This is a genomic window from Bacillus sp. FSL M7-1020, assembly GCF_038050415.1.
GTDB lineage: Bacteria > Bacillota > Bacilli > Bacillales > Bacillaceae_G > Bacillus_A > Bacillus_A toyonensis.
Genome location: NZ_JBBOTW010000001.1, coordinates 5,047,501 through 5,061,466, shown reverse-complemented (window position 1 = coordinate 5,061,466; position 13,966 = coordinate 5,047,501). Strand labels below are relative to the sequence as shown.

Here is a 13,966-nt window from a genome sequence, read left to right as displayed (position 1 = left end):
AGTTATAAAATAATTTCATTATGGGGTTCACCATAAAATGTTAACTCTACCGTCTCTGTTAAAACATCTGCATAACTATAAGATACACGTTGCAATGCATCTTCTTGTTGGTCTAACTGTACAACAAACACAGAACGATAAGTTTCTGCAAGTACACCTGATTGCTCCACTGTTTTTCTTCTTCCGCTATTCGCCTTTAACATAAGTCGCTGTCCAAGATGGTGATCTAATTCGCTTTTAATTTCATCTAAACGTTTTGACATATACCTTGCTACACCTCGCTGTAATTTAGATTGAACACTTAAAACACGATATATCTATCCCAATTATTAACCGCAATTCACAGACTATATCATTATAAAAGCATCATGCGTTCGAATAGATAGAAGAAATACTATATTGTAAAAGTATCATTGTATAGTCTTTACGCTCTTACCACTTTTTATCCAAATTCATTTCATTCTCTTACGCATAAAAAAGCAAGATACGTATGTACCTTGCTTATTCTTCATAATGTTGGAAGGGTAATCCTGTTCGTAAAATCCCTCTCGTTTCAATTCCACCCAGTCCTTTTTCACCAGTAATCGTATTACGTACAACATCCCATACATTTACTCTCTCCATAAATGAAGTGAAGCTAATTTTACCAACCACATACACAGGGTCTAGTGCATGAATGTTAATCCTAGACGGAGAACTAGCAAAGTTAGCACCCGCTCGAATTAACGCCTCGAAATGCGATTGACACGCCCCAGCAAAAATAACAAGTTGATCCAATGATGGATATTTTTTTCGTACTTCTCGGACAGCCTGTACAAAATGCCTTGAATGCCTATATGCTGCTAAATCTCCCTTTACCCCTTTGGATTTTGTATAGGCATCGTGTCCTGTAATAACTAAAATGTCTGGGCGGAAATGATCTATTAAGTCTACTACCTTTTCGTGCATCTCTGTTTCCTTACAATGAACACCTTGTACAGGAACACCAATTTTATTATATAGGTCTAAACACTTGCGCAAATACAAAGGGTCCCCATCTATATGCAATACGCGTCCTGGCATTTGAAAGTAATTCACTTCACTTGTGTATCCACCAGTTGAAGTGTGTTCATGCCTTTGTTTCATCAATACATAATCTTGTTGAAATAAACGGTACGTGCGCTCCATTGTTTCTTTTTCACGCTTCACTCTTTTTTTATGTTCTCGTTGATCTATACTAATTAAATCTTCAAGCGGCGCATCTGCCACAAGTCTAATTTCCTCCCCAAACAATATAGCTATCTCGCCTTTTATTTCTATAATACGAAAAAGGATATCCCTATTATGAGAATATCGTTCCACTAATTCTCCAACATGTAAAGCCATTCTCCTACCTCCAAACTCGTTAGGCCATCTTACCTGTTTTTAAAGTATGAATTTAGGAAAGGAAAGGTGACAAAAGGGACAGCTCAAATTGAACTGTCCCTTTCATATCCTTATGATAACTTATGAAGAACTAATGCGTTACTTAATGTTGCAAACTCTTCGATAGATAGCGTTTCGCCTCTTCGCTTTGGATCAATTCCTACTTCTGTTAAAATTCGATCCAACAGCTCTTTATCTTTCGGGAAACCATTTAAATTATTCGATAAATTATTCATTAAAGTTTTACGGCGCTGTGCGAAACTTGCTCTTACTACTTCAAAGAAGAAAGTCTCATTTGTCACTTCTACAACTGGTTTCGGACGCTTTAGAAGACGGATAATCGCAGAATCAACATTTGGTTGTGGTACAAACACTGTACGCGGTACAGTCATAACTGTTTCTACCTCTGTATAATACTGAATAGCAATTGATAAAGAACCATATTCTTTCGTTCCAGGTTTAGCAGCTAAACGATCTCCAACTTCTTTTTGCATCATAACAACAAATCCACGAACCGGTAATTTTTCTTCAAGCAATTTAAATAAAATTGGCGTTGTAATATAGTATGGTAAATTAGCTACTACCATTACATCTTGTCCTTCTTCAAATTGCTCACTAAACACTTCGTGTACATCTGCCTTTAGTACATCTTTATTTATAACTGTAACGTTACTATATGGAGCTAACGTCTCGTCTAAAATTGGTAATAATCTTTGATCAATTTCAAAAGCCACCACTTTTTTAGCACGCTTCGCTAACTGCTCTGTTAACGCACCGATACCTGGTCCAATCTCAATTGCACCACTTTCTGAACCGATTTCTGCGTGATCAACAATACGATTTAATACATTTGTATCAATTAAGAAATTTTGTCCTAAACTTTTTTTGAATGAGAATCCATACTTTTCAACAATGTCTTTCGTACGATTCGGCGTTGCGATATCTTTCATTTCTTTTCCTCCTGTATTACTTGTTTATAAGCTTCTGCAAACGTCTCTTTTGAAACTTGAAACATCTGTAAACGTTTATGTAACTGTTTTGCATTTGTATAACCAATCTTTAATAGCTTACCCATTCTTTCTCTGCGACTCTTTGCCATTTCTCCGCCCACTAAGCCTGCATCGACTAGATCACTCCAACTAATTTCACTTGTGTAAGCTTCCATTTCTTCATGTATATTCTCTAAAGCACGGCGAATCGATTCATTAGAAGCGTGTTCAATTCCAACACCTTTTTTTCTTTTAGCAAGCGCTTCTTCCTTCGGTAAGAAAGCATGCTTACATCCAGGTACCTTGTCAGAAATAATTTTTCGAATACGCTCTCCTGGATAATCCGGATCTGTAAAAATAATAACGCCTCGTTTTTGCTGCGCTAATTTAACTTGCTCAATAACATGATCACCGATTGCTGAACCGTTCGTTTCAATTGTATCCGCATCAACAGCACGCTTAATTGCAACTGTATCATCTTTACCTTCTACAACGATAATCTCTTTAATTTTCATGCTTGCCTCCACACTCATTTCGTCTCTACTTAGTAAAACAAAAAAATGACGACTTTTCCATTATTATTTTCCCCATTCTTACATTTTAAAAAATAGACTGGTACAAACTTTGTTCTCTCTCCTTATTGTAACACTTCCTAATTTCCCCTTATCTTCTCTTTCGCTTCTACTATTTCTTTTCTCAAAAAATAAAAAAGAATGGGTTCTCCCATTCCTTTTTTATTCAACACCAAATAAAGCCTTTGCATTTTTTGTTGTAACTTCTGCTACTTCCTCATAAGAAATCCCTTTTAAATTCGCAATTTCTTCTGCTACAAGCTTTACATAACTCGGTTCATTTCGCTTCCCTCGAAATGGATGTGGTGTTAAATATGGACAATCCGTCTCTATTAACAATTTCTCTAAGGGAATCTCTACTGCAACTTCTTTCGGTTTCTTAGCATTTTTAAATGTAACCGGTCCACCTAATGAAATTAAAAAGTTCATATCAACACATCGCTGTGCTACTTCGACACTACCACTAAAGCAATGCATAATACCTCCTACTTCAGCCGCATTCTCTTCCTCTAGAATATCAACAATATCTTGAGTTGCATCACGGTTATGTATAATGATTGGTAATTTCACTTTTTTAGCTAATGCAATTTGTTTACGGAATACTTCCTTCTGTATTTCTTTAGGAGACTTATCCCAGTGATAATCTAGTCCCATTTCTCCAATTGCAACGACTTTAGGATGTGAAGCTAATTCTTCTAACCAAGCTAAATGTTCTTCTTTCATGTCGATAGCATCTACAGGATGCCATCCAACTGCAGCGTAAATAAAATCATAAGCCTCAGCTAATTCAATCGCTTTTTTTATCGTTACTTCATCAAATCCAACAACAACTGTATATGTAACTCCAGCTTCTTTCATTCGTGCAATAACTTCTTGTAAATCTTCTTCAAACTGCTCTGCATTTAAATGTGAATGTGTATCAAACAACATAATAAATAACTCCTTTTATATTGAAATCAATTCTATCATAGAGAAAAACGATTTTCTTTCTAACTCAACGATAACAATACTACAATTTTAATGCAAAAAAAGGAAATTTAAAAAGAAAAAAGACGCTTCACACATGTTACACGTGAAACATCTCTTTTCTTGCCTTAATTACTTGATTTTTGTACCATTCGGAAGATTTTGGTCGATTGTTGCTAATGACAATACTCCATTCTCTTCACCCGCTAAAATCATACCTTGTGATAATTCACCGCGTAATTTTACAGGTTTTAAGTTTGTTACACAAATAACTTTTTTACCTTGTAAGTCTTCCGGAGAATAGAATTTTGCGATACCTGAAACAACCTGGCGCTTTTCTGTACCTAAATCAAGCTGGATTTTTAACAGCTTATCTGCTTTTTTTACAGGTTCAGCCGATATTACTTCAGCTACTCGTAATTCTACTTTAAAGAAATCATCAATTGTAATTTCTTCTGCCTGCGGTTCTTCTTCTTTTTTCTCTTCTACTTTAGGCGCAGAGCTCTTCATTTGTTCTTTAATATACTCTACTTCTACTTCCATTTCCAAACGAGGGAAAATTGGGTTTCCTTTTTCTACTTTTGTTCCACCTGGAATACATCCAATTGTAGATAGGCTTTCCCAAGATTTATGTGCTTCTTCAGTAAGACCAAGTTGAGCAAACATCTTGCTTGGTGCTACTGTTAAGAATGGCATAAGCATAATACCTGTTTGACGAAGTACTTCTGCTAAATGAGCCATTACAGAAGCTAACTTTTCACGATCATTTTCATCCTTCGCTAATACCCACGGTTGTGTTTCATCAATATATTTATTCGTACGGCTAACCAATTGCCAAATTGAGCTTAGCGCTACAGAGAATTCCATATTTTCCATTGCGTCTTCTACTTTTTGCAATGTATCTTTTGCAAACGTTACTAACGTTTCATCGAATTCCGTTACATTTGCTTTAAATGCAGGTATTTCTCCGTTAAAGTACTTATCAATCATAGCTACTGTACGATTTAATAAGTTACCTAAGTCATTTGCTAAATCGAAGTTGATACGTTCAACAAATCCTTCTGGTGTGAATACACCATCAGATCCGAACGGAACTTCTCGAAGTAAGTAATAACGTAATGCATCTAATCCGTAACGATCAATTAATGTAACTGGATCTACTACGTTTCCTTTTGACTTACTCATTTTTCCATCCTTCATTAAAATCCAGCCATGAGCAAAGACCTTTTTCGGAAGAGGTAAATCTAATGCCATTAAAATGATTGGCCAATAAATTGTATGGAAACGAACAATTTCTTTTCCGACTAAATGCACATCTGCCGGCCAGAATTTCTTATACATCTCTTCATTTTCTGTTCCATAACCTAATGCTGTAATATAGTTAGATAATGCATCAACCCATACGTAAATAACATGTTTTGGGTTGCCTGGAACACGAACTCCCCAATCAAATGAAGTACGAGAAACTGCTAAATCTTCTAATCCTGGTTTAATGAAGTTATTAATCATTTCATTTTTACGAGACTCTGGCTGAATAAAATGTGGATTATCTTCATAGAACTTTAATAGTCTGTCGACATATTTACCCATTCTAAAGAAATATGATTCTTCACGAACAAGTTCTACATCATGACCACTATCTGGACTTTTTCCTCCAACTACTTTGTCACCTTCCATAATTGGATCTACTAATTGATGCGCTGTATAGAATGTTTCATCTTGTACAGAATACCAACCTTCATATTCATCAAGATAAATATCACCTTGGTCTACTAGTTGCTTGAAGATCTTTTCGACAACATCTTTGTGACGATCTTCAGTTGTGCGAATAAAATCATCATAAGAGATATCCATTTTCTCCCAAAGCTCTTTAATTCCTGCAACAATATTATCCACGTATGCTTGTGGTGTCACATTTAACTCTTCTGCTTTCTTTTGGATCTTCTGCCCATGCTCATCAGTTCCTGTTAGATAATGAACATTGTAGCCTTGCATACGCTTATATCGTGCCATTGCATCTCCTGCTACTGTCGTATAAGCATGTCCAATGTGTAACTTTCCACTTGGATAATAAATTGGGGTAGTAATATAAAAGGACTTATTTTCCTTTGTCATTGTTTTGGACCTCCCGAATAACCTCATATGTATTTATAAATAGTATATCAAAAACTCATATATAAAGTGAAACTTTAATCCGTAGGGGTGTTTATCCCCCACAAATTATTAACTCTCACTAATCAAGCTTTTACGAGCAGCCCGACTCCAACTTAACTTCTTTGCTCCAACCGCATTTTAAAGCGGGAATCTTATTGCTCGTTAACGCGGGATAAACACCAGTTAATGCTACATATCTTTATCATCTATTACTCATATTCAAACAAAATATACAACCCTACTTTTAAATAAATATATTTTTCAGAAAATAATTGCAAAAATTACTCCCATTCTATTATATATAAGAAGTAAGAAATCTATAAATCTTTTTAAAAAATATAGAATTTAAGAATTGACGGAAATGTAAATGATTGGTATCATATGTCCATAGGGTATTTTGTCGAAAAATGACGAATCAAAAAAATAGACTCGAAACTTATAAACTATTTATTTAGGAGGAAAAGAATTATGAAATCTACTGGTATTGTTCGTAAAGTTGATGAATTAGGTCGTGTTGTAATTCCAATCGAATTACGCCGTACTTTAGGTATTGCAGAAAAGGATGCACTTGAAATCTATGTTGATGACGAAAAAATCATCTTAAAAAAATATAAACCAAACATGACTTGCCAAGTAACTGGTGAAGTATCTGATGGTAACCTATCTTTAGCTGAAGGTAAAATTATCTTAAGCAAAGAAGGCGCTGAGCAAATCTTAAACGAACTTCAAGATTATATCGAAACAGCAAAATAAGCTTCTCAATTATGAGAAGCTTATTTTTTATCGACATGATAGATTTGATATACATCGCGTTTCGACAAATCCCGATCTTTAGCGACTGTTTTTATCGCCTCTTTTGAATTCATGCCTTTTTCATTTATATAATGTTCAATATGATCATATACTGAAATAGATTCCCACCATTGTTCTTCTGGAGCAGGTTCTTCCGTTGAACCAGCTACTAAAATGCAAAACTCACCACGAACTTCATTTTGCTTCGTCCATTCAATTGTTTCTTCGATTGTTCCTCGAATAAATTCCTCAAACTTTTTCGTTAACTCTCGACATAATACAATTTCTCTATTGCCTAACACTTCTTGCATCGAGATTAAAGTGTCATCTAGACGATGAGGTGCTTCATAAAACATCATTGTAGTTTGCACATAGCGAAGTTTTTCTAATTCCATTTTTCTTTCCTTTTTATTTCTTTGTAAAAATCCATAGAAATAAAACTGCTTTGTTTCAAGACCAGATGCAATTAACGCTGTAAGGGCTGCATTTGCCCCAGGAAGCGGAACCACATGATATTGCTCAGCTACGGCCTCGACAACAATATCGTAGCCTGGATCGGAAATACACGGCATACCAGCATCACTAACAAGTGCTATATTCTTCCCTTCCTCTAGCTTCTCTAATATTTTCTTTCCACTTACTTCTTTATTATGCTCATGGTAACTCATGACAGGTGTTTCAATTTCGAAATAATTACAAAGTTTTTTGGTTTGTCTTGTATCTTCCGCTGCAATAACATCTACCTCTTTTAAAATCCGAATTGCACGAAATGTCATATCTTCTAAATTTCCAATTGGAGTAGGTACTAGATATAACATCCCCTTTTCATTTTGTTGAAAGCTTTTTTGCTGCCACATAGCGTTCTCCTTTTTGCATATATTCTTCTTTTTGTTTTCTCGTTAACTGCTTAAAATGATATTCAGCCTGCATAGCTGTTCGTTTATCCTCATGATTCTCTACATACCTTAAAACAACTGGAAGTCTAGCACGTGTATATCTAGCACCTTTTCCACTATTATGAGTCTGAATCCGTTTTTCTATATGATTTGTATATCCAGCATAATAACTTCCATCAGAACATTCCACCACATAAAAACAATGCTTATTCTTCTCCATATAAAATTGAACGAATCTCCTTTGTATATTCGTTATTTTCTTCGTATACAAAAAGAGGTGGTAGGATTTTCAAATCTGCGTTCCCATCCTTAATTCCTTCAATTAACAATGTATTTGCTTCTTTACCTGCCTTAGGATAAACAAATCGCACACGCTTTGGTTCAATTTTGTATTTACGCATTAATGTAACAATGTCGAGTAAACGACCTGGGCGATGTACAAACGCTACTTTCCCACCTTGTTTTACTAGCTGACTACTTGCAGATACAACATCTTCTAACGTACACATAATTTCATGACGAGCTATTGCTAAATGTTCATTCATATTTTTCTCAGACGTTTGAGGTGTTTGAAAATAAGGAGGGTTACATGTAACAACATCATATTGATGGCGCCCAAGTTTCTCTGGCATATCTTTCAAATCTCCATGTATGAGTTGAATTCTTTCTTCTAACTTATTGTATTGAACACTTCTTATTCCCATATCATATAAACGTTCTTGAATTTCCACACCTGTAATATTCCCTTTTGTTCTCGTGCTTAATAGAAGGGGCACAACCGCATTACCTGTGCACAAATCAAGTAAATTTCCTTTTTGAATTGGCACCCAAGCAAAATCTGCAAGTAAAACGGCATCTAAAGAGAAATTAAACACCGATGGACTTTGTATAATCTTCATATCTTGCGCTAATAAATAATCTAAACGTTCATCTTCGTATAAATTCATATATTACTCCTTTTCTTACACTTAACCTACCCTATTTCATCTTCTACTAATATACAAATACATTTTGTTCTATTCTCATGTATAAAAAATTACCTTTCCAATTATAATTGGAAAGGTAATTTCACTTTTTATTTAAAAATGACAGACAGAATAAACAATCTCCCTCTTTACGTACACTTCCATAATGTAGATTGCAAATATGGAAACCTTCTTGATATAGTCTTGCTAAATTGTCATAGCCTTCACCAATATCCGTCTTCGGCTTCACTTCTTTACGTTTTTGAGCTTTTTGTTTTTCTTTATTCTGCACTTCTTCAAAACGGTGTCGCAAATTTTCATTTTCCATTTTTATATGTTGATTTTCTTCCAACAACTCTGCAAGATGTTGTTTTAATTCACCCAACTGTTTATATAAATGTCCAATTTGCTCTTCCATACTAGAAACCGATGCAAAAATATCTTTTTTCTCCACAAGCACCCACCTCATTAATCTGTGGTTTGACTCGAAACGACCCCTTTATTCACTAACTCATCTAACGTATATTCTACTATCCGTTCCTTGTCTACTAGCTCCACTTGAATTAATCTTTCTAAAATATTTAATCCGATAACACGGCCAGTACCATGTGGTGTTTGTATACGTTGATCTAAATCAGGAAGTTGTTCCTTTGCTGCCTCATATTCATCATTCTCATATTTTAAGCAACACATTAAGCGACCACATAAACCAGAAATTTTTGCAGGATTTAATGATAAATTTTGATCCTTTGCCATTTTAATGGATACAGGTTCAAAATCTCCTAAAAAAGTAGAACAACAAAGCATACGACCACATGGACCAATACCACCAAGCATCTTCGCTTCATCACGAACACCAATTTGTCTTAGTTCAATTCTCGTCCTAAAAATTGCCGCTAAGTCTTTCACTAGTTCGCGGAAATCAATCCGACCATCTGCAGTAAAGTAGAAAATAATCTTATTACGATCGAACGTATACTCTACATCTACAAGTTTCATATCTAGATTATGCTCTACTACCTTTTGTTGACAAACTTGATATGCCTCTTTCGCAGCATGTTTGTTCTCGTCAACAATGGTACGATCATTTTCATTTGCGATACGAATAACCTTTTTTAACGGTAACACAACATCGTTTTCATCAACTTGCTTTTTGGTAATAACTACTTTTCCGTATTCAATACCTCTTACCGTTTCTACAATTACAAACTCATTCTCAGAGATATCGAACTGATTCGGATCAAAGTAATATACCTTGCCGGCCTTCTTAAAGCGAACACCTACTACATCATACAAAACGGTCATCCCTCCTGCAACCGCAACACTAACTGTTCGAACACAAGCTGCGCATTTACATTAGCGTTGATTCTATTTTTTGCCTCTAATATATTAAAGAGAGCTGATACAATGCGCTTCTGAGTATAGGAAAAAGATTCAAACATCTCTTTCTGCTCATGAAAAACAAGACGATCTTCTTCTCCAAGTTGAACATATAATAAATCCTTATAAATAAGGAGCAACATATCTAAACCTTGCTGTAACTGTTCTTTCTCTCCAAAGTGTTTTCCCCATTTTTCTTGTACAAAAAAAATAGAGGCTTTATCTTTTTCGAGCGCTTCACATAATTTTATCACTAAAGTTCGTGCTTGTGCAAACCATTCATCATTACATAAAGCTAAAGCTTCATCAAAACTATTCGTAAGCTGTGCAGCTAGAGTTGATAAAGAGGATGTAATGCCTTCATCCTGTAATCTTCTACTTAAAGACTCCGTAGGTAACGGTCTAAATGTAACAACTTGACAGCGAGATAAAATCGTATTTAAAATTTGATGACTTTGTTCAGTAAGTAAAATAGCTGTTGTATCACTACTCGGTTCCTCTAGAAATTTCAATAGTGTATTTGCCGCATTTGCTGTCATACGATCTGCATGCTCGATAATATAAACTTTTTTATTTGCCTCTAATCCTGTTTTTGAAAATTCTTCCTGTAAATCATGAATTTGTTGCTTTTTAATAGATAATCCATCTGGTTTTACAATATGTAGGTTAGGGTGGTTACCTGAGTCAATTCGTTTACAATTTGTACATACATGACATGGTTCTACCTCATTCCTTTGAGAGCAGAGGAAACTCTTTGCCATTTGAATCGCTGTTGCAAACTTCCCTGTTCCTTTCCCTCCTTCTAACAAGTAAGCGTGGGATATACGCTCTTTTGCAATGCTATTCATCAACATTTTTACACCGATGGGCTGTATAGCAGAAAGCTGCTCCCACGTCTTCTTCATAATGCATACCTCACTTATTTCATTCTTTCCTTCTATTATAACAATTTATCTTCTATAATCTGAACAACTTCTTCTATAAGTTTTTCCATTGGTTGATCAGCATTTACTAATACAATACGATCAGAAAAACGTTCTACAACTTCTAAATACCCTTCACGTACACGTTTATGGAAAGAGATATCTTCCATATCTAATCGATTCACTTCGCGCCCCGCATCTTTTTCAATGCGAGCTAAACCAATCTCTGGTTCAATGTCTAAGTAAATCGTTACACTAGGCATACAGTCTTCTGTTGCGAAGCGATTTATTTCAAATACTTTATCCATTCCTAAGCCTCTTGCATATCCTTGATACGCTAAAGAGCTATCTATAAAACGATCACATAATACAAGATAGTTCTCATTAAGCGCTGGCATAACTTTTTCTACTAAATGTTGTCTACGTGCAGCAGCATAAAGAAGCGCCTCTGTACGTGCTTCCATCATCGTATATTCTTGTTTATGTAGAATTGTTCTAATATCTTCAGAAATTGCTATACCACCTGGTTCTCTCGTCGCCATTATCTTTTGTTCTTTTTGCTCAAAGTATGGTAATAATTTTTTAATTAACGTTGTTTTACCCGAACCTTCTGGCCCCTCAATTGTTACAAATAATCCCTTCATCCTAAAACCTACTTTCTATATCATACACTTTCATATCTTTCGTGCTACCTTGAAAACGAGCTCCTGTTTTCTCTAAATACATAATTTGTTCTTTATGTTCTGAAGTAATTCTCTCTCCATACATAATCAATGGAATTCCAGGCGGATATGGAATTATCATTTCCGCCGCTATCATCCCTACCGCTTCTTCTATAGGTACTACTTTTGTTTTGTATCCTTCTAATTGTTTATATGTATACGGTAAAGGAGAGGATTCTCTTTTATAAGTATAACGAATAGATTCGTTCTTGTCTTTCACCTCATAATGTTCCAACGCAACTCGAATTATCTCTATAGCCCTCATGTACTCCTCTTTTGCTTGTAGAGGTAAAATAAGTAGGACATTATATGGATCTGCCATTTCTGTATATATTCCGGCCCTTTCAAATACAGACTGTAATTCATATCCTGATAACTGACAACGAGTTTGTACAGTAATCTTTAAATCATCTTGCAACGGATATTGTAAAACAGCTATTTGCGAAATGGAACACAATCCTTTTTTAAATCTCCGTAAAAACTCGACAATTTCATCATGACCTTTTTCCTTTATACTTGCTAGTGTAAAGCGCGCTATATCAAGTGAAGCCATAATTGGATATGACGGACTACTAGATTGTAGCATACTCAAATAAGCAGAAACTCTTTCTTCATTCACTAAATGACTATTTATATGTAAATAAGATCCCATTGTCATCGCAGGTAATGTTTTATGTGCAGAATGAACCACAATATCTGCACCATATGCTAATGCTGACTTTGGAAATGGTTCCCCTAAGCAAAAGTGTGCTCCATGAGCTTCGTCTACTAAAACAGGGATTTTATGTGCATGTGCATAAGCAATACTTGCTTCTAAATCTATCCCCATACCATAATAATTAGGATGCGTTAAAATGAGGGCTTTAGCATTAGGATATCTTTTAATTGCCCCTTTAATAACTTCATCACCAATTCCTACTGGTACGTTATATGCCTCATCAATCCATGGGTCTAGAAAAATTGGATTCGCACCCGCTAGTTTTAATCCATTAATGATTGATTTATGACAATTTCTTTGTACAAGGACAATATCACGCTCACCGCAGCAAGATAAAATCATTGCTAGATTTCCGACCGTTGAACCATTAATTAAAAAATAACTTTTTTCCGCACCATATACATCAGCTAATAATTTTTGTGCTTCATCTATACATTCAAACGGACTATGTAAATCGTCTAACCCTGTTAGTTCGGTTACATCAATGGATAGTATATCTTTAAACTCCCCAATGGCTTCCTGAGGGAAGTTTACACCATTCTTATGACCTGGAACATGAAAGGACAGTGGTTCTCGTTCTTTAAACTCTATTAACGCCTCATATAAAGGCATACGCTTTTGATTCATATCTATCTCTTCCTTATTATTCATTCTGTATCTATTATACAGATATTAAGGCAAAAAAAATAATAGGCAGATGCCTATTTATAAATATGATACTTCTAACTTCCGAAGCTGTTTTAAATAATGTATATATTTTGGATCATCTGTCTCAGTACTCACCATATCTTTTTCACATTCATGACATATCAAATTATTATAAACATATATACCTTCTTCTCTTTTTGTCTCACAAACAATGCAAATTTCACTTTGTAATTTCATAACCTTCCCTCCCTGTATTTAAATAAACATATTTGATACCTCTATTCCTTAACAATTTACAGAAAAATATACATCCATCTCTTATATAATATGATTTACTCTTGGGCAACGTGTTTGTATTACCATTACTTCTTTTATGCACTGTTTAACAATACAAAAAAACACAAGTCAAAAGACTTGTGTTTTAGTTGCTTGGCGACGTCCTACTCTCACAGGGACAAGGTCCCAACTACCATCGGCGCTAGAGAGCTTAACTTCCGTGTTCGGTATGGGAACGGGTGTGACCTCTCTGCCATCATCACCAAACTATGAAGGCATATTCCTTCAAAACTAGATAACATTTGCTTCATATTATATGGTTAAGTCCTCGATCTATTAGTATTCGTCAGCTCCACATGTCACCATGCTTCCACCTCGAACCTATCAACCTGATCATCTTTCAGGGATCTTACTAGCTTACGCTATGGGAAATCTCATCTTGAGGGGGGCTTCATGCTTAGATGCTTTCAGCACTTATCCCTTCCGCACATAGCTACCCAGCTATGCCCTTGGCAGAACAACTGGTACACCAGCGGTGCGTCCATCCCGGTCCTCTCGTAC

The 13,966-nt window shown here is 35.4% G+C and carries 16 protein-coding genes and 2 rRNA genes (1 of these 18 cut by a window edge); 1 reads left to right on the top strand and 17 read right to left on the bottom strand.

Going from position 1 to position 13,966, the window contains the following annotated elements; translation table 11 throughout:
• Window positions 1–2 precede the first annotated feature (2 nt).
• The 6 genes from veg to metG all read right to left on the bottom strand — a co-directional run bounded on the left by veg (window position 3) and on the right by metG (window position 6,046).
• Window positions 3–263 carry a biofilm formation stimulator Veg gene (veg, locus tag MHB70_RS26050; protein ID WP_000044348.1) on the bottom strand — a complete coding sequence of 87 codons (261 nt, stop codon included), beginning with the start codon at window positions 261–263 and terminating at the stop codon, window positions 3–5.
• Window positions 264–501: 238 nt separating this feature from the next.
• Window positions 502–1,365 carry a sporulation peptidase YabG gene (gene yabG, locus MHB70_RS26045; RefSeq protein WP_001173740.1) on the bottom strand — a complete coding sequence of 288 codons (864 nt, stop codon included), beginning with the start codon at window positions 1,363–1,365 and terminating at the stop codon, window positions 502–504.
• A gap of 110 nt (window positions 1,366–1,475) precedes the next feature.
• On the bottom strand, window positions 1,476–2,354 hold the full coding sequence (gene rsmA / locus MHB70_RS26040) for a 16S rRNA (adenine(1518)-N(6)/adenine(1519)-N(6))-dimethyltransferase RsmA (RefSeq protein ID WP_000651557.1): 879 nt from the start codon (window positions 2,352–2,354) through the stop codon (window positions 1,476–1,478).
• Window positions 2,351–2,908 carry a ribonuclease M5 gene (gene rnmV, locus MHB70_RS26035; protein ID WP_000692838.1) on the bottom strand — a complete coding sequence of 186 codons (558 nt, stop codon included), beginning with the start codon at window positions 2,906–2,908 and terminating at the stop codon, window positions 2,351–2,353. Before rnmV ends, rsmA begins: the two co-directional genes overlap by 4 nt.
• Window positions 2,909–3,127: 219 nt before the next feature.
• Window positions 3,128–3,895 carry a TatD family hydrolase gene (locus tag MHB70_RS26030; RefSeq protein ID WP_000895828.1) on the bottom strand — a complete coding sequence of 256 codons (768 nt, stop codon included), beginning with the start codon at window positions 3,893–3,895 and terminating at the stop codon, window positions 3,128–3,130.
• Between the two features lie 168 nt (window positions 3,896–4,063).
• Window positions 4,064–6,046: a methionine--tRNA ligase gene (metG, locus tag MHB70_RS26025; RefSeq protein ID WP_000159673.1), complete on the bottom strand. Its 1,983-nt coding sequence runs from the start codon at window positions 6,044–6,046 to the stop codon at window positions 4,064–4,066.
• A gap of 507 nt (window positions 6,047–6,553) precedes the next feature.
• Here metG and MHB70_RS26020 point away from each other — a divergent pair.
• A complete protein-coding gene (locus tag MHB70_RS26020) occupies window positions 6,554–6,838 on the top strand; it encodes an AbrB/MazE/SpoVT family DNA-binding domain-containing protein (RefSeq protein WP_000843036.1) in 285 nt (94 codons plus the stop codon).
• 20 nt (window positions 6,839–6,858) lie between these two features.
• On the opposite strand, the gene rsmI is transcribed toward MHB70_RS26020, so the two are convergent.
• The 11 genes from rsmI to MHB70_RS25965 all read right to left on the bottom strand — a co-directional run.
• A complete protein-coding gene (gene rsmI, locus MHB70_RS26015; protein ID WP_000267799.1) occupies window positions 6,859–7,734 on the bottom strand; it encodes a 16S rRNA (cytidine(1402)-2'-O)-methyltransferase in 876 nt (291 codons plus the stop codon).
• Window positions 7,703–7,993: a GIY-YIG nuclease family protein gene (locus MHB70_RS26010; RefSeq protein ID WP_000414346.1), complete on the bottom strand. Its 291-nt coding sequence runs from the start codon at window positions 7,991–7,993 to the stop codon at window positions 7,703–7,705. Before MHB70_RS26010 ends, rsmI begins: the two co-directional genes overlap by 32 nt.
• A complete protein-coding gene (locus MHB70_RS26005) occupies window positions 7,980–8,720 on the bottom strand; it encodes a tRNA1(Val) (adenine(37)-N6)-methyltransferase (protein WP_001055365.1) in 741 nt (246 codons plus the stop codon). The genes MHB70_RS26010 and MHB70_RS26005 overlap by 14 nt, the downstream gene beginning before the upstream one ends.
• Window positions 8,721–8,841: 121 nt before the next feature.
• Entirely contained in the window at window positions 8,842–9,192 is a 351-nt protein-coding gene (gene yabA, locus MHB70_RS26000) for a DNA replication initiation control protein YabA (protein WP_000412058.1), read from the bottom strand.
• A 14-nt stretch (window positions 9,193–9,206) separates the two neighbouring features.
• On the bottom strand, window positions 9,207–10,034 hold the full coding sequence (locus tag MHB70_RS25995) for a PSP1 domain-containing protein (RefSeq protein WP_000272428.1): 828 nt from the start codon (window positions 10,032–10,034) through the stop codon (window positions 9,207–9,209).
• Between the two features lie 5 nt (window positions 10,035–10,039).
• Complete coding sequence (holB, locus tag MHB70_RS25990; protein WP_061529830.1) at window positions 10,040–11,023, bottom strand: DNA polymerase III subunit delta'; 984 nt, start codon at window positions 11,021–11,023, stop codon at window positions 10,040–10,042.
• A gap of 35 nt (window positions 11,024–11,058) precedes the next feature.
• The gene (gene tmk, locus MHB70_RS25985; protein ID WP_000677208.1) at window positions 11,059–11,685 is read right to left on the bottom strand and encodes a dTMP kinase; all 627 of its coding nucleotides are present in this window, start codon (window positions 11,683–11,685) and stop codon (window positions 11,059–11,061) included.
• A gap of 1 nt (window position 11,686) precedes the next feature.
• The gene (locus MHB70_RS25980) at window positions 11,687–13,108 is read right to left on the bottom strand and encodes an aminotransferase class I/II-fold pyridoxal phosphate-dependent enzyme (RefSeq protein ID WP_001072283.1); all 1,422 of its coding nucleotides are present in this window, start codon (window positions 13,106–13,108) and stop codon (window positions 11,687–11,689) included.
• A 78-nt stretch (window positions 13,109–13,186) separates the two neighbouring features.
• A complete protein-coding gene (locus MHB70_RS25975) occupies window positions 13,187–13,366 on the bottom strand; it encodes a sigma factor G inhibitor Gin (RefSeq protein ID WP_000776275.1) in 180 nt (59 codons plus the stop codon).
• 190 nt (window positions 13,367–13,556) lie between these two features.
• Window positions 13,557–13,672 (bottom strand): 5S ribosomal RNA (rrf, locus tag MHB70_RS25970).
• 49 nt (window positions 13,673–13,721) lie between these two features.
• Window positions 13,722–13,966: ribosomal RNA gene (locus MHB70_RS25965) — 23S ribosomal RNA — on the bottom strand (it continues 2,677 nt past the right edge of the window).

Bases quoted from the DNA above. Each gene is read 5' to 3' on its own strand.
- MHB70_RS26030 (WP_000895828.1), bottom strand. From the start codon at position 3,895: ATGTTGTTTGATACACATTCACATTTAAATGCAGAGCAGTTTGAAGAA.
- MHB70_RS25980 (WP_001072283.1), bottom strand. From the start codon at position 13,108: ATGAATCAAAAGCGTATGCCTTTATATGAGGCGTTAATAGAGTTTAAA.
- veg (WP_000044348.1), bottom strand. From the start codon at position 263: ATGTCAAAACGTTTAGATGAAATTAAAAGCGAATTAGATCACCATCTT.
- rsmI (WP_000267799.1), bottom strand. From the start codon at position 7,734: ATGTGGCAGCAAAAAAGCTTTCAACAAAATGAAAAGGGGATGTTATAT.
- MHB70_RS26005 (WP_001055365.1), bottom strand. From the start codon at position 8,720: ATGAATTTATACGAAGATGAACGTTTAGATTATTTATTAGCGCAAGAT.
- tmk (WP_000677208.1), bottom strand. From the start codon at position 11,685: ATGAAGGGATTATTTGTAACAATTGAGGGGCCAGAAGGTTCGGGTAAA.
- holB (WP_061529830.1), bottom strand. From the start codon at position 11,023: ATGAAGAAGACGTGGGAGCAGCTTTCTGCTATACAGCCCATCGGTGTA.
- MHB70_RS26010 (WP_000414346.1), bottom strand. From the start codon at position 7,993: ATGGAGAAGAATAAGCATTGTTTTTATGTGGTGGAATGTTCTGATGGA.
- rnmV (WP_000692838.1), bottom strand. From the start codon at position 2,908: ATGAAAATTAAAGAGATTATCGTTGTAGAAGGTAAAGATGATACAGTT.
- MHB70_RS25975 (WP_000776275.1), bottom strand. From the start codon at position 13,366: ATGAAATTACAAAGTGAAATTTGCATTGTTTGTGAGACAAAAAGAGAA.
- metG (WP_000159673.1), bottom strand. From the start codon at position 6,046: ATGACAAAGGAAAATAAGTCCTTTTATATTACTACCCCAATTTATTAT.
- yabG (WP_001173740.1), bottom strand. From the start codon at position 1,365: ATGGCTTTACATGTTGGAGAATTAGTGGAACGATATTCTCATAATAGG.
- MHB70_RS26020 (WP_000843036.1), top strand. From the start codon at position 6,554: ATGAAATCTACTGGTATTGTTCGTAAAGTTGATGAATTAGGTCGTGTT.
- rsmA (WP_000651557.1), bottom strand. From the start codon at position 2,354: ATGAAAGATATCGCAACGCCGAATCGTACGAAAGACATTGTTGAAAAG.